This is a genomic window from Vibrio sp. Vb2880, assembly GCF_033337975.1.
Lineage (GTDB): Bacteria > Pseudomonadota > Gammaproteobacteria > Enterobacterales > Vibrionaceae > Vibrio > Vibrio alginolyticus.
Genome location: NZ_JAWORT010000013.1, coordinates 21,576 through 45,953 on the forward strand (window position 1 = coordinate 21,576; position 24,378 = coordinate 45,953).

Genomic DNA, 24,378 nt, shown 5'->3' on the forward strand with positions numbered 1-24,378 from the left:
AAACACAATTTTTATCAATTCAAAATGAAATTGTTATGTTTAAAGTGAACAAAGACTTAATGGCTGATTAAACACTCTAGTATTTACCAGACCTTTCATTCGGACCAAGCTAATGTTATCGCCATTAACTTCGAGTAAAAATCCCATTATCTATGTCTCTCGGCGAGGCGGGCGTTACGAGCCACAATAGTGCATGAAGTGATTGAGGGACTAACCCTCAATCAAATTTTCTTTTTATTATAAGACCTTAGATAAAAACTTCTGTAATCTAGGATTGGAGGGGTTATCAAAAAATCGCTCAGGAGAGTCAGAAACCAAAAGCTCACCATCTTCCATAAACAACACCCTATCAGCGACCTCTTTTGCGAAACCCATTTCATGAGTAACCACGACCATGGTCATTCCGTCCCTGGCCAAATCTTTCATCACATCAAGAACTTCTCCAACCATTTCAGGGTCTAGTGCTGATGTGGGTTCATCAAACAACATAATGTTGGGCTTCATTGCTAACGCACGAGCGATTGCGACGCGCTGCTGCTGTCCACCTGATAAATGATTAGGATAATTATCCATTCTCTCCGACAGACCGACTTTATAAAGCAAATCTTTTGCTTCTTTCTTCACCGATTCAGGGTCACGTTTAGAAACCTTTAAAGGTGCTAACATGACGTTCTCTATCGCCGTTTTATGTGGAAAAAGGTTGAAGCCTTGAAATACCATGCCCACATCAGCGCGTAGTTTATTTATATCCGTAGATTTGTGGTACATATCGATACCATCTACGATTATAGACCCACTATTTATTGTCTCTAATTGATTGATCGTCCGTAAGAATGTTGACTTACCAGAACCTGACGGTCCTACGATGACAATCACCTCCCCTTTTTCTACATTTACCGATACGTCCTTGAGCGCATGGCAGCCATTAGGGTAAATTTTATTAATTGTTTTTGCTGAAATAATGTATTCCATTAATGACTCCACCATTAATCACTTGCTGCCAATTTCTTTTCTAACGTTTGTATTGCCCAAGATAAGGTACTAGTTAGAAGCAAATAAAGGGCCGCAACGGTAAACCAAACTTCAAATGGGGCAAAACTACCACTTACGACTTCCCTGCCCGCTTTTGTCAGATCAGTAATCGAAATCACGGAGACAAGTGAGGAATCTTTTATCAGGTTGATAAACTGCCCGGCTAAGGGAGGTAATGTCTGCTTAAACGCTTGAGGTAAAATGACATAAATCATCGCTTTGGGATAATTCATTCCTAGTGAACGCGCCGCTTCCATTTGTCCTCTTGGGATTGACTGGATTCCTGACCGCACAATTTCTGCGACATAAGCGGCGGTAAACACGGAGAGCGCTATCACTCCCGCAGTAAAACGCTCAAGGTCAAGCACAGTACCAATAAAGAAGTAAACGATAAAAATCTGTACTAAAAGAGGCGTTCCACGAATGACCTCGACATACACAAGCGCCAGCTTTTTTAATGCCGGATTGCTGGATATACGCATTAGTCCGACAACTAAGCCCAACGCTAGAGCAATGATAAGTGACCAGAGCGAGATTTTAATGGTCGTCACAACACCATCTAAAATTGGGCCAGAGCGCCACTCTTTTATAGTTGCTAAGGTATCTCCTTCAAAAATAAGATCACCTTCATAGACGTCCACAGACTTATATTGGCTTAGTTCAAGAACAATATCACCATGAATACTCTCCAGAGCCAGTTGGTTATTCTCGTCGAGAATGATGTTCCCATCGACAGGCGCGGTAATGGATGAAGCAGCGTTAGTGGCAATATAAGGAAGGACACGCTCCCAATTCCAGCTGTAATCGATTCGCTTACCTGACAAATAGACAAGACCGCAAATTGATAGCAAAACAAGAACAAAAACAGCGTTCCACAATAGGGATTTAAAGTTATTTTGCATGTGATTCCGAGAATGACTTTGATTAAAGTTGGTTGGGTATTTGAATAAAGAAAAGCGTTAGCTTCACAGCACGAACCGTTTGGTTGGCGATGAACCGAGCCAGAAGCTAACCGCTCCTCTACAATAACAATATGATTACTTGACTTGCTTTAACCATTTATCGTCGTTAAACCACTTATCGTAAATGCGATCGTAAGTTCCATCGCCCTTAATTTGACGTAAATAGTTGTTTAAGAAGTTAAGCGTATCTGGATTTCCTTGCGGCACAGCCCAACCCAAAGGCTCGTAAGTAAACGGTTTAGCCAAGTGCATTAACTGCCCTTTGTTTTCCGCCACATAAATAGAGTTGTAAGGAAAGTCATAAACAAACGCATCTACCTTTCCGTTGGCAACCTCAAGTACCGCTTCAGACTGAGTTTCGTATAGATTTATCTTAGCTTTCGGAAGGTATCGTTTTACCGCTTGCTCACCCGTTGTCCCAAGCTTAGTTGCAACAACATAATCTGGACTATTGAGATCTCGGTAACTAGACACTTTACCTTCATGTTTGAGATCTACGAGAATAGATTGACCAATAACCACATAGGGATCAGCGAAATTCACCTGAGTATTTCGCATAGGTGTGATAGTCATCCCGCCCATAATCATGTGACACTTACCAGTCAACAGTGTTGGGATAATGCCATCCCATGAAGTGTTTACCGGCACAAACTTAACATCCATGGCACGCGCCATTTGCTTACCCAAATCGATATCAAACCCAATGTACTGCCCATTTTTTGCTGTCATTTCAAAAGGCATATACCCAGAATCAAAGCAGACTTTTAGCTCCCCTGTACTTTTGATGTCGTCTAAAATTGGGTCTGCATTAACCGTCGTCGAAACAGCTAACCCCAGTGCAGCAAAACACAATAACTTTTTCATGGATATTCCTTTATCATTTGTTGTAAAGTTTTTTATACACGACAATAGAATAAAAAACCACAAATAATGACTTTTTAATCACTAGAATTTGTAGGATCGTTACTAAGCTGGAAGATCTGAATGAAAATCTATACCAAGCCATTGCAATTGAATTGCATGCATTAAGTGATTAAGTTGTAGGCAGGTCACTATAACGACAAGAAACATACGCTTTGACTGAATAGTCAGCGTTTCCGAGAGTGGTTTAATTATTAACGAAACCATACAGATATTCGCTTTTTCACATTGACCGTAATGTCAAAAGTGCTTGAGTTTTATTGTTGACAATTCTTCCATAGTCAATGGTCACAAATGTGATGTACAGCACATTTCTATAATGGCACTATCACCTTTGTCGAGAGATATTAACAAGGATTCGTTGGACATCTTGACTTTGTAATACAAATAAAAAGGTGACTATATGAAAAAACTAATGACGCTCTCATCACTATTATTATTCAGTTTATCTGCTACTGCTGGTATTCATGTCGAACACTCTACAAACAAAGTTGTTCTCAATGACTTTACGACAAAAGATGCCGCTTATAGCTCTGCGTTTGATCTTGTCGATGAATACCAAACGCTATCAAAACATGAACTTAGAAATCGTCTAAACATCACTGGAAGCGGTTTCCCTCGTGATATTGCAATCGATGATAGTAAGGTGAGAGTTGAAGAGTACGCACTTAACCGTGATGAAGTTAAATATCGTGCAATCATAAACTTCGATTATCACTTCAGAACAAGTGACGGCGGTAAAAACTAAAAAATCATCTGCACCTTTACTTTCTTAGAGCCCTTCCTATTTTAAGAAAGTAAAGGTGTCTAATCATATTGAAACGACGGCTTTTCATAAATCGCTCTCTCCTTACATAAGCAGTATCAATCCCTACCTCTATCGTTTACATAAGAATCTTTTTTCCAATCTTCATTGAGATACATTTCGTCGTTTGGCGCTTTGTCATTCGCTTGGTGCGCCATATGGACTCCACATCACTTAAATAAAAAAGACACTTGAAATGGAGTTTAATTTTCTATGAAGATTAACTAAATCTAAGATCGACAATTGTCGTTACATTTTTATCGTTTATAGCAATATATAAAATGACTATTTTTTTAATTAACCATAAAGCATGAAAATAAAAAAAGGCAACAAGACATTTCTTGTTGCCAAAGAAAAAATACATCATTCAAAAAATATGAAAATGAAAACTAGCAGTGGACTAGCTAACAAAACAATTATATTCAAAACACTTAAACAAGTAACGATCAATATAATCCATTATATATGGATTAAAATCAGCACTTATAAAATTACACCGATAAATAAAAAAGCCTGAAAATAGTTTCAGGCTTTTTATATTTATTAATTTTTTAGAATGAATATCTCGCAGCTATTGCAAGAATATCGTCTTCATTGTCTACATCTGTAATTCTGTATTCTGCTAGTGCTTTAAAATTAGAAGTCAAATCATACTCTGCACCTAGTGAGTAGTAATCGACGACATCTTCATCATCACGCTCTAGATTGTTATAGCCAACTAGTGCCCAAAGCTTATCTGTTACTTCATAAGTGGCAACTGCTTCAATACCGGTGTAATCAATATTACTTTCAGAACCATCTTTAGCCCAGTTTTCACCATCACTGTATAAAACAGAGGCATAAAACTTGTCGTATTCAAATGCAATAGCACCCGTTAGCAGATCTGCATCTTCTGCACCCGATTGCCCTTCACCTTCGTTGTAACCAAGCGCAACTTTGAAGCCATATGGCAACTTGTAGTCCGCCGCCGCACCATAAGAGGCTGCATCTGTTGACACTTCATCGTTTTCAGCCTGATAGCTAACATGAATATTCAAACCTTCATAGCTTGTCGTTAGCTTAAATACTGAATCGGAGCGACCGGTACCATATAGATCCGCACTTACGCCAGCAGCTTCATTACCAAACTCCGGGAAAATATCCGTGTAGTCAGATACTAAAGTGACCGCACCGTATTGACGTCCATAACTTACTGTTCCGTAATCTGCACCAACTCCTACATAGCCTTTTCGGATATCAAATTCATCATCTTCAATCCCATCAGCATCTCTGCGATTAGACTTAAATTCCAACTCATATAAGCCGAATGCATAAAGATCTTCATTTATTTTAGACTCACCTGAAAGTCCTACACGAATGTAGCTATTATCTCCGTCTGCATTTTTATCATCAGAGAAATAATACATCCCTTGCGCTCGGCCATGAATATTTAATACTGATTCTTGATCTTCATAAACTACGGCTGAATTTGCAGCACTTGCAGAAAAAAGTGCTGCGATTGCGATCGACGTTCTTGTCATTTTCATTTAATTACCACTACTTGTGTTGTTTGAATCGAGTGAAATTATGAACAGTGGCAATTATTTTTAAAGTGCAAATTCAACCATATTCTATGGATAAATATAAACAAGCCCTCAATCTAAAACATTATGTCCTAGTACTCATATTAGTTGAGATAATCCATCCAAACAGGAGGCGTCCCTATTATTTTTTGAACAGTATCAATGAACAGTTTGGCTAATGGTTGTTGATTTCGGTGAGTATACATTGCATATATTTCCCCTATCGCGGGAAGATTATAATCAGGAAGCAACTGTACAAGATCTTGTTTACTCAAACTCTCCTGAAGAAAGAACTGCCCTATTAAAGCATACCCTAGATCAGATTTTACGGCATCGAGCATTAACTCAGTTTCATTCACGAAGTACTGCCCGTTGATATTATACGTTCTAACGTCGCTTGATGACTGGCTTGGCGCTATACGTAGCTTATCCGCCTTAAAGTTAGCATTAGAGTATATTACTGCTGGCATTTTTATAAGCTCTTCTGGAGAGCTCGGGGTTCCATACTTGTCAATAAAACTCTTCGATGCAACCAGTGCCATATTATTGCTTGCCAACTTACGTACTATCATGTTGGACTCTCGGATTGGTCCGATACGAAACACAACATCAAAACCTTCGTGGATAACATCGACTCGATTATCATCGAGCAGCAGCTCTACAGTAATGTTTGGGTACTGTTTTATAAACTCTTTAACTGCCTGATTTAAGTATGCTCTGCCAAAGAAAGTGGAGCTTGATATTTTCAGATTACCTTTCGGTTCATCCTGAAATGTAGCAGCAATACTACGAGTTTCAGTTAGAACCTCTCTTACTTTCTTAGCTTGCGCCACCATCTCAACACCAGCATTAGTCAGGGATAGCGAACGCGTGGAACGGTTTAACAGCCGTAAGCCCAATTCATCCTCTAGCTTTTTGATCTGTTTTGACAAAGCTGAACGATCTATATGATTTCTGTCAGCAGCCTTAGCAAAAGTTCCGTATTCAGAGACATCCAGTAGTAATTCAAGTTGGCTTGCGAGATCCACTGCACAATTCCTTATTTAGTTTTTATTCTTTATGTGATGGGAAATGGATTTTACAAAATTAATTTCAATTTTTTATGGTTCAAATTGCATCAGTGAATTGCAAATAATGCACGAATTAAAAAAGCTTTAATTTTCGTCGCTATCTTTAGCTTCTGTTTAGTTATTCCTATCTATTATGGCTTATTACATTTAACAATACTCCACGTCTTGAAAACCCTAAACTGACCTTTTTCAAACCAAAAAGCGAGCATTTTGACCAATATTTAATCGTGCATTTTTATCACTACTCTATGTTCGCTGAGGGCCTATTTACCCATAGGTACAATGAATACAATGCCGTTCCTTTTAGTATGAACAGAATCATTTAGGGCGCGACAAATGTTAAAGAAAGTTTTCGGCATTGGCCTTTTATCCGTTTTAGCTGCTTGTGCAGACGAAGAGATAACCAAACAACCTAATACTCCCTTACCTACGATAGACGTCTCCAAAGTCATCTATGAGCCCGTTCAATCGTGGTTCACCTTTACAACAAGGCTTCAAGCCCCAGAGAAAGTTTCTTTAATGCCACGCGTTTCCGGAGTTATTGAAACGGTAGAGTTCAAAGACGGACAGAGTGTCAACAAAGGCGACTTACTCGTCACTCTTGATGATCGAACCTTCAAAGCTCAGGTCTCACGACTTGAAGCGCAAGTTAAGAGTGCTCGAGCTGCGCTAGAGCAAGCAGCAAACGAACAAAAGAGAGCCGCTCAACTTGTTAAGCGAAAGGCCATCTCAGCGGAACAAGCAGAGGCCCGAGATACCGCAGTAAAACAACGCTCTGCAGAACTAATGGCCTTGCGTGCTCAGTTAGAATCCGCAAAGTTAGATCTTGAGTTTACGAAGATATATGCCCCTATTAGCGGCACTATTTCAAGAGCATTCATTACTAAAGGAAACAATGTAAACGCAAATCAAAGCGTTATATCAAACATTGTCTCTAACGATCAGGTATATGCATACTTTGATGTCGATGAGCGAACTTGGAACCGTTACTTCTCGACAATCAATGCCGACTCTAACTTACCTACTCGTCTTGAACTATCTGGACAAAATGGGCAGGTGTTTTTTGGACGCGTTGACTTTGTCGACAACTCCATCAACGAAAACACCGGTACTTTGCAGGTTCGAGCGGTATTCGATGCAACAAAATCAAACTTAAAAGTGGGATCGTTTGGCCGAGTTCAGATATCAACAACCAAACCAGTTGAACGAGTTCTCGTTCCAGAGCGTTCTATTGGCACAGATCTAGAAAACCGCTTTGTATTAACACTCAATGAAGAGAATACGTTGCAATACAGCATCGTAACCTTAGGCGAACGTTACGGAACATTTCGTGCTATCGAGAATGGCTTGAACGCCGACTCAATTATTGCGGTAAATGGCCCAGCAAAAGTTGGCCCAAATAGCAAAGTCAAACCAAAAAATGTCACGCTAGATATTAGCAATACTTCATTGATTATGGCTTCAAACTCAACATCGTTGCCAAACAAACGTTTAGCTCAAGACTAAGAAGACAACCGAATGAAATTTGCACACTTTTTTATTCAAAGACCCATATTTGCCTCTATGTTATCGCTATTGATATTAATAGTAGGCGCAATTTCACTTTTGCAGTTGCCTGTGAGTGAATATCCAGAGGTTGTCCCTCCTACAGTAGTAGTTACAGCAAACTATCCTGGTGCGAACCCAAAAGTAATCGCAGAAACAGTTGCTACGCCTCTGGAGCAAGAAATTAATGGTACAGAAAACATGTTATATATGTTTTCGCAGGCAACCAGTGACGGTAGAATGACATTGACCGTAACCTTTGCTTTGGGTACGGACTTGGACAAAGCTCAGGTTCAAATTCAAAACCGCGTCACTACAGCTTTGCCCCGATTACCAGAAGCCGTCCAACGGTTAGGAGTTGTTGCCGAAAAAGCCTCTCCTGATCTCACTATGGTTGTGCATATATATTCTCCAGATTCTAGCCGTGAAGTCAGTTATCTAGCTAACTACGCTAATTTAAACTTGAAAGATGAGATAGCTCGGCTCGGAGGCGTTGGTGATGTGCGCCTTTTCGGTGGTGACGAGTACTCAATGCGCTTGTGGTTAAATCCAGATGAGCTCGCTTCTAGAAATCTAACCGTAATGGACGTTGTCTCAGCCGTCCGATCTCAAAACCAACAGGTGGCAGCAGGCTCATTAGGTGCGCAACCAGCCGCTAATGAAAACCAATTCCAAGTTTTGTTGAACGTAAAGGGCCGCTTGGAGAATATTGATGAATTCAACGACATTGTAGTAAAAGTTGACGAAACAGGGGCTTTGACACGTCTTAAAGACGTTGCACGCGTAGAGCTAGGTCAAAACTCTTATGCACTGCGCGCCTTGTTAAATGGTAAACCAGCGGTGGCGATGCCCGTATTCCAACGTCCTGGTGCTAATGCTATTGAGTTATCTAATCAGGTTCGCTCAACCATGGACCGTTTACAAGCAGCCTTTCCAGCTGGAGTTTCATATGAAATAGCCTACGACCCGACCGTCTTTGTTCGTGGTTCGATAGACGCGGTGGTTCATACTCTGCTAGAGGCAATTGTACTTGTTGTTGTCGTAGTTATTCTGTTTTTGCAAACATGGCGCGCGTCTATCATCCCTATCATTGCGGTGCCTGTTTCATTAATCGGTACGTTCGCTGTAATGCAAATGCTCGGAGTATCGATTAACACACTTTCGTTGTTTGGACTTGTTCTCGCCATAGGCATCGTCGTCGATGACGCCATTGTCGTCGTCGAAAACGTGGAACGGAACATCCATAATGGTCTTGCACCACTAGAAGCAACGAAACAAGCAATGACCGAAGTTACCGGGCCAATTATTGCAATTGCATTAGTGTTATGTGCGGTGTTTATCCCGACAACCTTTATTACAGGGTTATCCGGTCAGTTTTATAAGCAGTTCGCACTAACAATTACGATCTCGACGATTATTTCAGCAATTAACTCGTTGACGTTATCGCCTGCTTTATCAGCACTGCTATTACAAGATAAGAACGCAAAACCCGATCGGCTAACCAAACTCTTGGATGCGGTTTTTGGTAAGTATGTTTTTGCGCCATTCAATAGAATTTTTGAGTATAGCTCGAACCAATATCAAGCTCTGGTCAAGAAGCTGATTCGTTTTAGCCTTGTTGTTGTGGTGGTATACATTGCGTTACTCGGGGGAACGGTTTCTCTATTCAAAGCGGTTCCTGGAGGATTCATTCCTCAACAAGATAAGCAGTATTTAGTTGCGATCGCCCAACTTCCAGATGCAGCAAGTTTAGATAGAACAGAGTCCGTTATTAAAGAAATGGAAAACCTCGCGCTGGCAACACCTGGCGTAGCACAAACCATTTCTTTCCCAGGCTTATCGGTCAATGGTTTTACTAACAGTCCGAATAGTGGCATCGTTTTTGTTACGCTTGAGGACTTCGATAAACGAAATGATCCAACTCTCGGAGCAAATGCGATTGTTGCATCTTTGAATAAGAGCTTTTCAATCATTGATGAAGCCTTCGTTGCGATTTTTCCACCACCACCAATCCAAGGACTTGGCTCTACTGGCGGCTTTAAACTTCAAATCGAAGACCGTGCGAACAAGGGGTTTGATGAGCTCTTCAAGCAATTGAACTTGGTAATAAGTGAGGCATCAACAAGACCCGAGCTGATGGGATTATATTCCACATTTCGTATACAAGTGCCGCAGATGGACATCCAAATAGATCGTGAACAAGCGATGCTGCAAGGTGTTCCTCTAGAGCAGGTTTTTGATGCGCTTCAAGTTTATTTAGGATCATTATACGTCAATGACTTCAATATGTTTGGTAGAACATACAAAGTGAATGCCCAGGCAGACATGAACTATCGTCTCGAACCTGACCAAATACTTAACTACAAAGTAAAAAATGCTGCCGGACAAATGGTTCCTCTCGGCGCTGTACTGGAGATCATACCCACGATTGGGCCTGACCGCGTGATGCACTATAACGGCTACCCTAGTGCAGAACTAAACGGCAGTCCTGCTTTTGGTTACAGCTCTGACCAAGCCCAAACGGCTATTGAGGAAGTACTGGATCAAAACCTAGCAGAGGGAATGGTTTATGAATGGACTGATGTAACCTACCAGCAGATTTTGGCTGGTAACACGATGGTGTATATATTCCCACTTGTTGTTTTGTTAGTTTTCATGGTGCTAGCTTCGCAGTACGAGAGTTTAAAACTGCCATTCGCTATCATTTTGATCGTTCCTATGACCATTTTTTCTGCACTAGCAGGTGTTTGGTTCATTGGTGGTGACAACAATATATTCACACAAATTGCTTTGATTGTCCTTGTGGCTCTAGCGTGTAAAAATGCCATCTTGATGGTGGAGTTCGCTAAAGAACTTAAAGACAATGGCCAAGATACCTTATCAGCGATTTTGGAAGCATGTCGTTTACGTCTTCGACCGATTCTAATGACATCAATTGCATTTACCGCTGGTGTTATTCCATTAATGATTGGTACAGGGGCCGGAGCGGAAATGCGACAAGCAATGGGTATTGCCGTATTCTCGGGTATGGTAGGCGTAACGGTATTTGGATTACTACTCACACCTGTTTTTTACATGTTAGTGAGTCGAAACAAAAAACGTCAAACACTATAACCATAATATAAATACTCATTTATATTCATACTAAAGGGAGCTATTGCTCCCTTTTCTTTTGGTTATTAAGTATATTAATAATTTCTAGACAGAGCAGTAGTTATACATGAAACTAATACGCTAATATCTAACCTGGATAAACATTGTGGATTTAGCAAATAAACTACACCTGCTTTTAGAAGTCTCTAAAGCTGGATCTTTTGCAAAAGCAGCAGATGGGATGAATATCGACCGCTCTGTTTTATCTAAACACATCAAGCAGTTAGAAGAGCACTTAGGCGTTAGGCTATTAAACAGAACAACTCGCTCTCTTTCATTAACACAAGTCGGCAAGCAAATAGTTGAAAAAGCAGACCAAATATCTCAACTCCTTGATGATACTCAACAAATAGCGGAGAACTTTCAGACTGAGCCTTCAGGGAAAGTACGAATTTCAAGCTCAACATTATTTGGAAAACTCTATCTACAACCTTCGATAGAGAAGTTTTTACATAAGTACCCAAAAGCAAGTGTTGAACTAATGCTAGATGATCTTCATGTAGACGTGATTAGAAGTAATTTTGATATTGCTTTTCGAATCGGACCTATGAGGGATTCATCAATGGTAGCAAGAAAATTAGCAAAAAATACGACTGCAATCATTGCTTCTCGAAATTTAATTGAAAAACATGGTAACCCAGAAACGCCTGATGAGTTAGTTAAGCTACCTTTTATTATTTATTCAAATGGTAATTTTATTGTCGATAAACTTAAATTCTACGACAAAGCAAAATCAGATGGTTTAGATACATACCCAATATCAGGGTCATACATGGTAAATGAAGCTGAGCTAATAATTGAAAGCGTAAAGTCAGGTCTGGGCGCAGCACTTATAGGTCAATTTATGCTCCCTAACAACCTAGAGTCTTCTAATTTAGTTCAACTTTTACCAGAATATGAAACTCAAGATTTTGGTGATATTTATGCCATGTACTCACACCGTCAGCAATCACCATTGGTTAGGGCATTCATTGATATCGTTCAAGAAGAAATTGGCATACCACCAATATGGGAAAAGCATTTCAATAAAAGCTAGGTGGCTCTATTTAACCAAAATCAATAGAAAAGAGAATCAAATAAAATCAACAAGTTAAAACAGGAATCATATAAGATTCATCGAAGTTTAATGTTAGGTGAATTAAGTTCCATTCTAAATGGCGCTTAATTCACTAAATATAAAACATTCTTAATTTATAATACTAACAAATCCATCACCTATACAAGTTACGATGTATATTAAAGAAAAACACACCTCGGTCACTAGTTTGTTAGTATATAAAATATCTTATCTTATTTTTTTGGTTATTTACACGTTAGCAACGATTTATTTTAGCGTACAAATGGACAAAAGCACATCGGAGAACTCTCTTATAGAAATGAATCAAATAGCATTTGTGCTTTTTTCATCGTTAATGTGTTTGTATAAATCTAAGGAATATCTTGAACTCAAACACATATTAGTAATAATGTCTTCATTTTTTATGGTTATATTCGTTAGAGAAATGGACTACCACATAGAGCAGTATTTCCCTCACGGTTCATGGAAGTATCCTGCTTGGATTATAATAGTCTCAGTCTGTTATTTTTGTTTTAATAATATAGTTAACATAAAAAATGAGGTAAAACTTTTCATTTCTCATTCTAGCTTCACGACGTTAACGATTGGCTTTTTTATTGTTTTCTTATTCTCACGCTTTGCAGGGTATGGTGATTTTTGGGTCGAGTTCATGGGGAACTCATACAATAGAGACGTGAAAAACTTGGTCGAAGAAAGCTTAGAGTTACTAGGTTACGCGATACTTTTAAACGGTGTTTTACTTATTAAAGTAGAAAACCACTAAGTATAAATAAAGGTTCAGAGCTTGTAGTTCAAGCTTTGAACTTTTTTTTGGTTAAAAAAAAGCAGCAAATATAATTTGCTGCAAATGATGAAAAAAACAATATGCGTAAGTTAACTTCCTAGCAATGGATGCGTTAACGAGTTAATAATAACGAACCGTAACAATTAAGTCTCGTTGAAAATAATCCATAAAGAATGGCATTTATTACACTGTTAATTATGTAACCTTATCTAATCTAGTTATCACACGCCGTCGTTTTTATATCTTATCTCTTTCCGTCAATAAATAGCTCTTCACCTCAGATCCCATTTATCATCCCACAACAGTCGGATTCACAACAAAGCAATAAAAATCAATAAATTAGAAGTAGCCACTTAAAAAGTAAAAAGGAGTAAAAACGAAACTATGTCAGATAGAACATATTAAAGATCACCGACTCTAAGTAGAAAACCGTTCATACTCGTTACGCATACAATCAATAAAGACTTCCATCGCCGGCGTCACACACTTCCCAGCATGATAAGCACAGAGTGGCTTGATCATCTGTGAAAACTCGGTGAATTCAAGCTCTTGTAAACTGCCCTCTTGCAACTCTTTTTCAACCGTAAAACGAGGTAAGTAAGAGATACCAATATTACTCTCAACGCAATTTTTGATCGTATTAATACTGCTAAGTTCGATCATGTTGTCGATGCTAATATCACGATCCTGAATAATGCTCTCAAACATCCGTCGAAAAAGGCACTTAGGGCCATTGCTTATAAACCCTAAATCAATATGTTGCTCTCTCTTCTTTAAATCTAGCCCTTTTAAAAGCGGTGAAGCAACCAATACCAGTGGCTCCTGCTCAAACTCGTGGACCTTGAGCGTATCGTCATTACCTACTCGATAAAACACACCTAAATCAGCTTTATCCGCTATCAACTCATCTCGAATCTGATAGCAATTTTGTGATTGCAGAGAGAGTCTGACATTGGGCGCTCTGATCCTGAACTCTTTTAAAACATTAGCCATCTTATAAGCAAGTTGAGTCTCAGCAACCAGCACTTTCAATTCACCGGTCGGCTCCGAGTTTTCTTGCTGTGCTGTTCCCTCAATATTTTCCATCACTCGCGCCAGTTCATAGACGTAAGGCAGTATCTTTTCTCCTGCTTGAGTCAAAACCATCTTACGCCCTATTTTTTCGAACAGCTGCAAAGACAGATCTTGTTCCAACTGCTTGATTTGAAAGGTGACGGTTGATTGCGTGCAATAAAGCTTCTGTGACGCTTTTAGAAACGATCCTTCTTCAACAATAGCTTTAAAAGTAAGAAAGCGTTTTAGATTCATGACTAGACTCCACAACCAACAGTTCAATAAATTAAAAGTCTAAGTTTTAATTTATTCAATTTTTTAATCAATTGTAGCGAAGTATAGTGCAGTAAAAACAGGAGAGATAGAGATGACCGCCATCTACACCGCATTTTTTACTTACGTAATCATTACTTCAATTACACCAGGGCCAAACAACATTTTATCGCTCAGCATCGCGACGCAATATGGACTAAAACGCTCAACAAAAGTGATTTCGGGGATGTTTTGTGGCTATGTTGTTTTGATGCTACTTTGTGGCGCTTTCACGTATAACATGATCAGCCTCTTGCCCGTGATTACACCTTGGCTAACATGGATTGGAGCAGCTTATATTGTTTGGTTGGCTTGGGGGCTTGCTACGAGTGAGATCAAAACTTCATCGGATAATTCTAAAGGTATCAGTTTCTTAACAGGTTTCGGTTTGCAGTTCGTTAATGTGAAAATCATTCTTTATGGAATTACCTCTATTTCTACGTTCGTACTGCCCCACACTCAGAATATCTACTGGATCTTAGCGACTAGCCTCATTCTTGCTTTGATCGCACTTCTTAGCAACGTAGTTTGGGCCGTTGCAGGAAAGCTACTTCAATCCCAATTCCAGAGATATGGCAAAGTCATCAATATGAGCTTAGCAGCAGCTCTGATCTATTGTGCGACACAGTTATTTACTTAAGTATATAGTTGATCATCAAGAACAATATTGCTCTTCAACTTAGACGACTACGTTTATGTGAAGAGCAAATTCTGCTCTACAAATCGCTGCGGTTTCTCGTGCCCTTACTCGCTCCTCCCGCGCCCCCATACGGCAGGTTTTGAAGAAGTAGATTCAACGTCACTTAATCAACCTAAAGATACGAAATCTTGTTTAGCTATACATACACGGCCTTGGCGACCTCGGCAATAACTAAGCATTACTTAGTATACACAAATCAGAAAAACTAAGATAATCTTAGTCATCCAAGTCCTTCGTATGAACTTTAAGTGTTGTTTAATAACCCACTCCCAGCCCGCCTTAAGCATGCGCGTAAACAAGCGAATCTGTCCCAAAAAGCACTGGGCATCCGTATCGGCATGGATGATAGTTCTGCAAGTGCAAGGATGAATCAATACGAAAGGGAGCGCCATACTCCCGACGTAAAAACGCTCAAACTTATCGCAGATGAGCTAAACGTGCCTCTAAACTATTTTTTTTGTGAAGATGAAATCACCGCTGAACTTGCTGTGAATCTCCACAAGCTGTCAAATGATGACAAGCAAAGAGTGCTTGAGAGCACAGCCCAGCTGATTGCAGACGCAATCGCCACGAAGTCGAGTACGTAATTGGGATTAAACGCCTAAGAATACGTATCAATACCAAAGAATCAAAGAGCATAACTAAGGGTTCAACATGGCTACAACAAAAGCACTTGTGGTTTTTTCCGGTGGGCAGGACTCTACGACCTGCTTAATCGATGCATTAAATACATATGATGAAGTTCATGCTATAACGTTTGATTATGGCCAGCGTCATTCAGATGAAATAGATATCGCTATCGAATTAGGTAAGCAACTTAACATCAAAAGCCACAAAGTCCTGGATGTAAAATCAATTAATGAGTTAGCGATAAGCTCTCTGACAAGAGACAACATTCCGGTATCTAATGACTTAAGCGACGCTAACGTACCCAATACATTCGTTCCAGGGAGAAACATTCTCTTTCTTACTTACGCATGTATCCATGCTTACCAGCTTGGCATTCAAGACATCATTACGGGAGTCTGCGAAACAGACTTTAGTGGTTACCCTGACTGCCGAGACAACTTTATTCGCTCTCTAAATCTCTCTTGCAATTTAGGTATGGATAAAGCCTTCAATATTAAGACTCCTTTAATGTGGCTTACTAAAGCCGAGACCTGGGCTCTAGCTGATAAGCATAATATGTTGGAGTTTGTCCAAAACAATACTTTAACATGTTACAACGGAATCGTTGGTAAAGGCTGTGGTGAATGCCCAGCGTGCCTACTGCGACAAAGCGGCTTAGAAGAATACTTAGCGAGCAAATAGTCTTTGTTAGCGGTAATAGCGCTGGATAAAACCTTTTGCGTTAGCTTCTAAACGTTTTATCTCAGCGTGAAACTCCAGCCAACAGAGCTTCATTTTGATGCCGCCAGATTGGTGGCATCAATTAAATGCGAAACGATTGTCGAACCAAAGATAGCACCACACCACAACAGCCAACACTGCTTAGCTTTTACAACGCTATAAATTGTTTAGATATATCGACAATGTTTCGATAGCAAAGCTACCAACAGCATTACTCGCGAAACCGGGATTAGATAGAAAAGCTACCTCGAATGATGACGAGTCTCTCGTCTAAGCAATACTCAAATATTTATGAGTTTGAACAGACAAACGCCAATTGCGGGCAATACACGTATCAATACACAATTGCGTAGCACGAGGCTTCTGGCTAATTGGTTGTAGTGCAATGATAGTCTCAGCCGCTACGTTCGCATTTGCTAAAAGGTCATCAAGGTGGTCGATGTCTTTCTGGGTGCCGACTGGATGCTTAATCTCATTTGCTCGCTCTAACGCGCTATTAAGCACTGGTAATTTACCTTTCATTGCTACTTTTGGTGACACCGTCACCCACGTATTTTCTGAAGTAATCACTTCTGATGTGCCACTGGTTTCAATTTGGCATTGGCACCCCATATCTTCAAACGCCTTTGTTAAAGGGCGCAGATCATAAATACAAGGCTCTCCACCAGTAATCACGATATGCTTAGCATTAAAGCCTTGCTGTTGATATTGCTCTACGATGTTCTCGGCAGATGCAACACACCACGTCGGAGAGTCTTCCGTTTTCACCAGAATATCGCCTATTTGACGTTGATCATTCTCATCTGCATACCACGTTTGTTTGGTATCGCACCATGAGCAACCAACCGGACACTCTTGAAGCCGAACAAAAACAGCAGGGACTCCAGTGAAAACCCCTTCCCCTTGGATGGTTTCAAACATCTCATTTAGCTTATACAACGCAGAACTCACTCAACTCATAACATTTCGAGGCGAAGACCATAATGGACACGCGTGTCTAGGTCAATTTAAACCAAAAATTAATTGTTAAAATAGACCATTTTGTAGTTTCATAGCGTAATGAATATAGGTTTCTGGTTAACGTTAAACCAAGCCTTATTCACTGACAGCTCCCAAAAAACTTTAAGGTAAGAAATGATGTATAAACTGATCGCACTAGATATGGATGGCACGCTACTCAATAGTGATAAAGCCATTTCTGAAGAAAACAAACAAGCGATCGCAAAAGCTCGAGAAGCAGGCGTTACTGTCGTTCTCGCTTCTGGTCGCCCATTAGAAGGAATGCAAGACAAGCTCGACGAACTGAATATCCATTCCGATCGAGATTTTGTTCTTTACTACAACGGTTCGATGGTCAAGAACGTAGGCACAAACGACATCATCCACCAGCAAATCATAGATGGTAAAGCTGCAAAATTGGTGGCGCGAAAAGCCGAAGAGCTAGGTGCGTACGTCCATGCTTTTAGTCAAGTTCATGGTTTAATCACCAACGAGCACAACCCTTACACCGATATTGAAGCAAAGATAAATGGCTTAAATGTCACTGAGATGAACTTCGAATCACTAGAAGACGATCATCCAATCATCAAAGCTATGATGGTTGCAGAGCCAAGCAAACTAACAGAAGTTATAGCAGCACTGCCAGGTGAAATGCGCGAAGCGTTTACGGTTGTTCAAAGCGCTCCGTTTTTCCTTGAGTTTCTTAACCCTGCGAGCAACAAAGGTATTGGTGTTGCCGCAATTGCCGAGTATCTGGGAATTAAACCGGAAGAAGTTATCTGTATGGGTGACGCAGAAAATGACCACCACATGCTGAAATACGCTGGCCTTGGTATCGCGATGGCAAATGCAATGGAAGAAACCAAGCAAACCGCTGACTACATTACGGCAAGTAATGATGAGCACGGTGTCGCTAAAGCTATAGAAAAGTTCGTGCTCAATGCATAGCCCTTTCCGCCATGTCTGTTGCGTTAAGCTTCTTACGTTTAACCCCCCTAGCCGTCCAAGATAGGCAAGCGGCGTTGTTCGTGGACTAAACGTGTAAAAGCCTTGCTGTAATGCAAGGCTTTGTTTTTACTCAAATACTAATAGATAACAAATACAGCCATCAATCTAGCAACGTTTTGCTCGGTTGGTTTTCACAAGTCAGCTTCCTTGCAAGCAGCATAAATAACAACATTAATAATGGATAATGTAACGTCGACAAGACTAATGACCACAAACCGCTAAACGATACGATATTAGCCGAGTACAAATAGAGTTGATCAACAAGCAACAATGCCAGCGTCACAAAGATCATCTGCCGAGTATCTAAATGTGCTTTCGACTCTTTAAATGTCATGACCAACGCTGATGCAGTGATTAAAATTGCTAACCAGCGACCAAACACAGGTAATGGCCAGATGACGGAGATGACCGATGTTGCCGCAGTCATAATGAACCAGACGCCTTTTGAGCTTAGAACTTGATCAACGTTCACATCTTGATTTGTCTCCAGTCGAAGAACATGCCAAGCCACCAAGCTGCCTAACAGCGCGCCAAATAACATATCTAAAATAAAGGCACTGCCGAGGAAAAACTTACCTAACACCACAGTAAGAGTGATGAACACGAAGACCGCCGTTGTTCCATTCAAACCAAAATACTGGGTTCTATGAAACAAGAACGTCAGCACACAAAACCACACAGCGATAGGCAAGCTAGGAAAACTAAAGCCAAAGCTGTGCGTTAACTCCATCATTGGTATATAGACATGTGGGCGCGGTAACGAAAAGCCTTGTTGAGCGACAAGCACCATAAGCGACGTTGCACTAATTGCGAAAAAGAGTCGGTACACAAACCGGCTACCAAAGCGCATCATGGCAAAAGGAAATAGAAAGAGTAGTACCGTCGGTTCTGTCAGATCTATAACCAGTTTCGAGATCTGACTAGCTACCTCGTAACTCGTTTCTGACAACGCCCCTACCCAACTCTGTATATCTATCAGCCACGCCAATTCAACCTGACGAAATGAAGGCGCGGATTCGATCAACTGAGTCACATAAGATACTGATTGCTTGGTAGCTTGATCAAAAAACTGAGTGGCTTGTGGCCATTGCTCAGGATAACGATATAAAGATGATGATAATTCAGATGGGCTAAGCAACATCGCTGACGCAACTTCTACTCCATAATGAGGGGCAAACCAAATAGGCAGTTCATTTCCACCTAAAGAATTATTCATAGAAAAAGCGATAATGTCAGAGTCTGATATACAGTCGTAAAAAACCGCAGTGTCCGTTCTGCCAAGCTCCTCTCCAACCGTAACCACTATACCGGTTTCTTCCCACGTTTCTCGTTGAGCAGCAACTTGTGGAGACTCACCATCAATAATGGTTCCGCCAGGTAGAGAAATCTTATCCGTTAATACTTCATGAACTAGCACTAACTTGTCATCAGCGCGAACAATACAGAGCGCTCCTTTAACTTCGCTCGCAGTGGCTTTAGCCGTAGAGATCGGTGAAACAGGTAACAAAATAAAACAAAGGATGAGTAATAACAGCTGTCTCAACACAAAATATGACCTTAAATAAACATAATGATAACCAATGAATCATGGCAGTTAATCTTATCTTTTTCGACAAAAATTAAGTAACGAGTTATGCCAAACTGAGTTGATCGCGTAAAACCTGATCTCAACGCTCACTGGAGAATAATTTAATGCAAACCTGACAAAAATCAGACAAAACATAAAATGTTGATCGCAATTCTGCCAGTTATATAAAGATAACGTCAGGACAAAGTCATACACATTTTGTGGGTTCTCATAGTTGACACAATAAAAAAGGGCTTATTATTCGCAAACAATAAACCCCAGTTATGATAACTATGTACTGATCGTTGAAACCAAGAATGAATCTTATCTCATGGTCAACGAATCAAATTCACTGGCCCGATCGTTAGTTAGACGTGCAATTCGCATCGCCGACTTTTTGCCAAACACCCCAAGGCCCTGAGTCTGCTGGATTATCACCTTGAGTCCACCACTGCGCTTGCCAAACTTTACCATTCCAAGTAACCGTATCTCCTTTGAGATACACTAAGCTGGCTTGCCATACAGTTTTACAGCTATCTGTGGGAGGCGTTGTCACCGTTTTCGCTTGAGCGGATACTAACGCTTGGTATTGTGTGCTGGTCTTATCAACGTTGAAGTTCAAAGCCACTCTTGCTTCTCCGCTCTGAGTAGCACCAAATTCAACATCAACACGACAACTTGCATTCATTGCTAACGTCGCCTGAGAGCACTGATCATTGGCAATAACAGCTGCATCAGTAACACCCGAAGCAAACGCGCGAACATTTTCCACAGTGAACGTGGTGTTCCCTGAATTCTGGATAACAAAGCTATGTTGCTGTAACTCCCCAACATTAAATGATGCCAGTGTCTGTTCGGTGGTGTATCCAACAGAAACATTTTCTTTTGGTGGTGTTGCTGTTCCGATAACACCATCGACAAAATTGCGCATAGCAGCGATATCGCTATAAACCCCATACATACCAGGACGAGCACAACCTATTCCCCAACTGACCACACCAAGTTGAGTAATTACACCACTGCGATTAATAACGATTGGACCACCACTATCTCCCTGACAAGAATCTATCCCACCTTGAGGAATACCCGCACAGAATGACACTTCTCCAACCGTTGTGTAGTTGCCACCGGCTTGACGGCAAGTCATATCCGACACAAGTGGGACGTCAACCTCCTGCAATCGAGACGGAGAGCTTCCTCCTTCAGAAGTTCGCCCTAAGCCAGCAACACTAAGCCAATCTCCGATGCTCGCGTATTGCGTTAGACTACCATTCGCAATCTCAACTGAAGAAACACCTTGAGGCACAGAGTCGAGCTTCAATACCGCGAGGTCATGAGAAAGCGTCGCGCGGCGATATGCCGGGTGCATATGGATCTCACTGACGTTTGCACGAACACCATCACTACCGTTATAAACAACGCCACCGATTTTAACCGCAATCTGACTCGGAGAATCACCCTCAACACAATGTGCAGCAGTCAGGACGTAACCATTCCCGATATAACTGGCCCCACAATACGATCGGTTACCATAACGACTAACAATTTGGGTGTAGAATTTCCAGTCACGTGGGTCGGCAGTTACTCCGCCTACGATCTGGGGTTGGATAGTGTGATTTTGCGTCTGAGACAAATCATCAGCACTTGCGAACATTGGCAAAACGGCTAAAGCAAGTAACGATTTTGTTAGTTTCAAAATATTGTCCTCTTGTTTTTGTAAGCACGATCCTCGTGCTACTAATAAACAAGCAGACAAAAACGCCGATACCAATGTGGGTGCATATCAATTTGTTAACATTGCGAGCAATTTATAGAGAAAAGTCTATTGACGAACTGAATGATTTCAATTCGATAGAACCTAAATCACAATATTAAAGTTAAATACGATTATTCGTTCAGCGGTTTTCTTAAATAGTGGATATGGTGTGCAAATCCTTGTTTTTCATACAAAGATATTGCGCCCTGGTTAAAATGCCATACTTCAACAAACATCTGTTTTGCACCGTAATCAGAGAACGTTGACTCAATTTTATTAATCAATGCCTGCGCCGTACCTTGTTTTCGATATTCAGGCAGCACATAGAGCTCATCCACACTTCCCATCATAACTGGCTGGCTGACGGTAGAAATAAGTTCACAGAAGTGACCAGAGATAAAGCCAATAATTTCATCTCCTTGTTTTGCTACGTAAACAAGGCACTCAGGGTCGTCAATATATCGAGCAATGCTTTTTTCTTGTTCTATCTCCTCTGCCGTTTTGAAAAGCTCAGGAGATTGAAGATGATGCTCATCATGAAGCTCGAACATAAGATCGTTGAGCAACTCTAGGTCGCTAAAACACGCAGGTTTAATCGCAAACGTGGTCATACAAAGGGTCACTAAAAACGGAATGGCTGTAGTTTGTGAGGAAAACGTCGTATTGGCAAGTCACAAATGCTTTCACGATACGTTTGTACTGTTTGAACAACAAAAAGGCCCCTGCACTTAATAAACGTACAGAGGCAGAACCAACCAACAGAGTTCGAGGATCAGGGGTTAGTTAGAATTGAGTTTTTCTCAGCGTCGTAGCACTCGCTCAATTTCGTTCAAGCTACTTGGGTCATCAATCGTTGACGGAACGGTGTATTTTTCACCATCAGCTATTTGACGTATAGTTCGACGCAAAATTTTACCTGAACGTGTTTTCGGTAAACGGTCTACAACCAACGCATGCTTGAAGCAAGCAACTGCACCTATCTCACTACGCACTTTGCCAACAAGCTCACCTTCAAGGTCTAGCTCATCCACTTTGACGCCGTCTTTCAGTACAACAAAACCAAGTGGAAGCTGACCTTTTAGATCATCGTGGATACCAACCACCGCACATTCTGCAATCGCTGGGTGGCCTCCTACTATTTCTTCCATTTCACCTGTCGACAATCGATGTCCCGCGACATTAATCACGTCATCAATACGTCCCATAATAAACAGGTAACCGTCTTCATCCAGATAGCCACCATCACCTGACACGTAGTAGCCTGGGAACTGGCTAAGATAACCAGTTTCAAAACGGTCATGATTACGCCAAACCGTTGGCAGACAACTTGGTGGTAGCGGACGTTTTAATGCGACAAAGCCTTGTTGGTTAGGCCCGACAGCCTCTCCAAGTTCATTCAGAATTTCGACCTGATAACCCGGAATGGGCTTCGTCGAAGAACCAGCTTTAACTGGCATCATTTCGACACCTGTCGGGTTGCCAGCGATGGCCCAGCCCGTCTCGGTTTGCCACCAGTGGTCAATAACGGGCTTGTCCGCTTTGCTCTGAACCCACTCCAGTGTCGGAGGGTCAAGGCGTTCTCCCGCCATAAAGATGGTTTTCAGATTCGACAAGTCGTACTGTTTTAAGTGCTCGCCTTCCGGGTCCTCTTTCTTAATCGCACGAAACGCCGTTGGTGCAGAGAACAACGCATCTACTTTATATTCATCACACACTCGCCAAAATGCGCCAGGATCCGGTGTTCGAACAGGCTTGCCTTCGAATAGGATAGTAGTGCAACCGTGAATCAGTGGGGCGTAAACAATGTAAGAGTGCCCTACTACCCAGCCCACATCAGATGCCGCCCAAAAGACGCCATCTTGAGGAATGTTATAGATTGCGCTCATGGAGTACTTCATCGCGACAGCATGGCCACCGTTATCACGCACAACGCCTTTCGGCTTACCTGTCGTGCCCGATGTATAAAGTATGTAGAGCGGATCGGTTGCTAACACCGGAACACAACCATGTGGCAGCGCTTGTTTGTACTCTCGCTGCCAATCTAAGTCTCTTTCTTGGTTTAGCTCAGCGTCGCACTCTGGACGTTGGAAAACAAACACTTTCTCAGGCTTCCAACGGCTGTCCATAATGGCTTTGTCTACCATTGGTTTGTATGGAATGACTTTGTTGATCTCAATCCCGCACGACGCCGTCATGATCACTTTCGGCTCTGCGTCTTCAATTCGTACAGCAAGCTCATTAGGTGCAAAACCACCGAATACTACGGAATGAATCGCCCCCAAACGCGCGCAGGCAAGCATCGCCATTGCGGCTTCTGGGATCATCGGCATATAAATAACGACTCGGTCGCCTTTTTCAACACCTTGAGCAGACAGCATGCCAGCAATTTTTGCTACTTGGTCACGTAGATCGCTATAGGTGTACGTGGCTTTACGACCTGTCACTGGCGAGTCATAAATGAGTGCAGTATTATCACCGCGTCCTTGCTCGCAATGGTAATCTAATGCTAACCAGCACGTATTCATTACACCATCTGGAAACCAACGTTCTATGCCGTTTTCATCAGATTTCAAGATAGTTTTAGGAGATTCAAACCAATCGAGATTCTCCGCTTGAGCGCGCCAAAAACTCTCCGGTTCATTCTTCGCCCATAAGTATTCTTTTTCGTATGAAGACATATTGCTTCCTCCAGTATGTCCTGACATTGCTCTCGTTCTACTC

19 protein-coding genes are annotated in these 24,378 nt (G+C 41.2%); 8 read left to right on the top strand and 11 right to left on the bottom strand.

Features of this window, described 5'->3' with window-relative positions; genetic code table 11:
- Positions 1–237: 237 nt before the first annotated feature.
- From R7M92_RS14915 to R7M92_RS14925, 3 genes are all read right to left on the bottom strand, one after another.
- Positions 238–972 carry an amino acid ABC transporter ATP-binding protein gene (locus R7M92_RS14915; RefSeq protein ID WP_193837351.1) on the bottom strand — a complete coding sequence of 245 codons (735 nt, stop codon included), beginning with the start codon at positions 970–972 and terminating at the stop codon, positions 238–240.
- Positions 973–986: 14 nt separating this feature from the next.
- Entirely contained in the window at positions 987–1,934 is a 948-nt protein-coding gene (locus R7M92_RS14920; protein WP_005377325.1) for an amino acid ABC transporter permease, read from the bottom strand.
- A gap of 135 nt (positions 1,935–2,069) precedes the next feature.
- Positions 2,070–2,858: a transporter substrate-binding domain-containing protein gene (locus R7M92_RS14925; RefSeq protein ID WP_017821680.1), complete on the bottom strand. Its 789-nt coding sequence runs from the start codon at positions 2,856–2,858 to the stop codon at positions 2,070–2,072.
- A gap of 460 nt (positions 2,859–3,318) precedes the next feature.
- On the opposite strand from R7M92_RS14925, the gene R7M92_RS14930 reads away from it, so the two are divergent.
- Positions 3,319–3,663 (top strand): DUF3316 domain-containing protein, encoded by a 345-nt coding sequence (locus tag R7M92_RS14930; RefSeq protein ID WP_318133734.1) that lies wholly within the window; start codon positions 3,319–3,321, stop codon positions 3,661–3,663.
- Between the two features lie 608 nt (positions 3,664–4,271).
- Here the strand turns inward: R7M92_RS14930 and R7M92_RS14935 are convergent.
- Positions 4,272–5,246: a porin gene (locus tag R7M92_RS14935; protein ID WP_318133736.1), complete on the bottom strand. Its 975-nt coding sequence runs from the start codon at positions 5,244–5,246 to the stop codon at positions 4,272–4,274.
- Positions 5,247–5,386: 140 nt separating this feature from the next.
- A complete protein-coding gene (locus R7M92_RS14940; protein ID WP_005377321.1) occupies positions 5,387–6,310 on the bottom strand; it encodes a LysR family transcriptional regulator in 924 nt (307 codons plus the stop codon).
- 378 nt (positions 6,311–6,688) lie between these two features.
- On the opposite strand from R7M92_RS14940, the gene R7M92_RS14945 reads away from it, so the two are divergent.
- The 3 genes from R7M92_RS14945 (at position 6,689) to R7M92_RS14955 (ending at position 12,086) form a co-directional block, all read left to right on the top strand.
- Positions 6,689–7,858 carry an efflux RND transporter periplasmic adaptor subunit gene (locus R7M92_RS14945; RefSeq protein ID WP_005377315.1) on the top strand — a complete coding sequence of 390 codons (1,170 nt, stop codon included), beginning with the start codon at positions 6,689–6,691 and terminating at the stop codon, positions 7,856–7,858.
- 12 nt (positions 7,859–7,870) lie between these two features.
- The gene (locus R7M92_RS14950) at positions 7,871–11,011 is read left to right on the top strand and encodes a multidrug efflux RND transporter permease subunit (RefSeq protein ID WP_318133738.1); all 3,141 of its coding nucleotides are present in this window, start codon (positions 7,871–7,873) and stop codon (positions 11,009–11,011) included.
- A gap of 145 nt (positions 11,012–11,156) precedes the next feature.
- Positions 11,157–12,086: a LysR family transcriptional regulator gene (locus tag R7M92_RS14955; protein ID WP_025768139.1), complete on the top strand. Its 930-nt coding sequence runs from the start codon at positions 11,157–11,159 to the stop codon at positions 12,084–12,086.
- 1,243 nt (positions 12,087–13,329) lie between these two features.
- On the opposite strand, the gene R7M92_RS14960 is transcribed toward R7M92_RS14955, so the two are convergent.
- Positions 13,330–14,220, bottom strand: a complete 891-nt coding sequence (locus R7M92_RS14960) for a LysR family transcriptional regulator (RefSeq protein WP_275593340.1) — start codon at positions 14,218–14,220, stop codon at positions 13,330–13,332.
- A gap of 112 nt (positions 14,221–14,332) precedes the next feature.
- On the opposite strand from R7M92_RS14960, the gene eamB reads away from it, so the two are divergent.
- From eamB to queC, 3 genes are all read left to right on the top strand, one after another.
- Complete coding sequence (gene eamB / locus R7M92_RS14965) at positions 14,333–14,917, top strand: cysteine/O-acetylserine transporter (protein WP_005388201.1); 585 nt, start codon at positions 14,333–14,335, stop codon at positions 14,915–14,917.
- 308 nt (positions 14,918–15,225) lie between these two features.
- Positions 15,226–15,564 carry a helix-turn-helix domain-containing protein gene (locus R7M92_RS14970; RefSeq protein ID WP_005388200.1) on the top strand — a complete coding sequence of 113 codons (339 nt, stop codon included), beginning with the start codon at positions 15,226–15,228 and terminating at the stop codon, positions 15,562–15,564.
- Between the two features lie 67 nt (positions 15,565–15,631).
- Positions 15,632–16,288, top strand: coding sequence for a 7-cyano-7-deazaguanine synthase QueC (gene queC, locus R7M92_RS14975; protein ID WP_005377298.1), 657 nt, complete (start codon positions 15,632–15,634; stop codon positions 16,286–16,288).
- A 309-nt stretch (positions 16,289–16,597) separates the two neighbouring features.
- On the opposite strand, the gene queE is transcribed toward queC, so the two are convergent.
- Complete coding sequence (gene queE, locus R7M92_RS14980; RefSeq protein WP_005377296.1) at positions 16,598–17,248, bottom strand: 7-carboxy-7-deazaguanine synthase QueE; 651 nt, start codon at positions 17,246–17,248, stop codon at positions 16,598–16,600.
- 216 nt (positions 17,249–17,464) lie between these two features.
- Here queE and R7M92_RS14985 point away from each other — a divergent pair, with 216 nt between their 5' ends.
- Positions 17,465–18,274: a Cof-type HAD-IIB family hydrolase gene (locus R7M92_RS14985; RefSeq protein ID WP_318133794.1), complete on the top strand. Its 810-nt coding sequence runs from the start codon at positions 17,465–17,467 to the stop codon at positions 18,272–18,274.
- A 160-nt stretch (positions 18,275–18,434) separates the two neighbouring features.
- On the opposite strand, the gene R7M92_RS14990 is transcribed toward R7M92_RS14985, so the two are convergent.
- The 4 genes from R7M92_RS14990 to R7M92_RS15005 form a co-directional block, all read right to left on the bottom strand.
- Positions 18,435–19,880, bottom strand: a complete 1,446-nt coding sequence (locus tag R7M92_RS14990) for a bifunctional NUDIX hydrolase/phosphatase PAP2 family protein (protein WP_318133741.1) — start codon at positions 19,878–19,880, stop codon at positions 18,435–18,437.
- A gap of 385 nt (positions 19,881–20,265) precedes the next feature.
- Positions 20,266–21,597 carry a trypsin-like serine protease gene (locus R7M92_RS14995; RefSeq protein ID WP_042523747.1) on the bottom strand — a complete coding sequence of 444 codons (1,332 nt, stop codon included), beginning with the start codon at positions 21,595–21,597 and terminating at the stop codon, positions 20,266–20,268.
- Between the two features lie 191 nt (positions 21,598–21,788).
- Positions 21,789–22,268 carry a GNAT family N-acetyltransferase gene (locus R7M92_RS15000; RefSeq protein ID WP_005377290.1) on the bottom strand — a complete coding sequence of 160 codons (480 nt, stop codon included), beginning with the start codon at positions 22,266–22,268 and terminating at the stop codon, positions 21,789–21,791.
- 189 nt (positions 22,269–22,457) lie between these two features.
- Complete coding sequence (locus R7M92_RS15005) at positions 22,458–24,335, bottom strand: propionyl-CoA synthetase (RefSeq protein WP_054866169.1); 1,878 nt, start codon at positions 24,333–24,335, stop codon at positions 22,458–22,460.
- Positions 24,336–24,378: the final 43 nt, after the last annotated feature.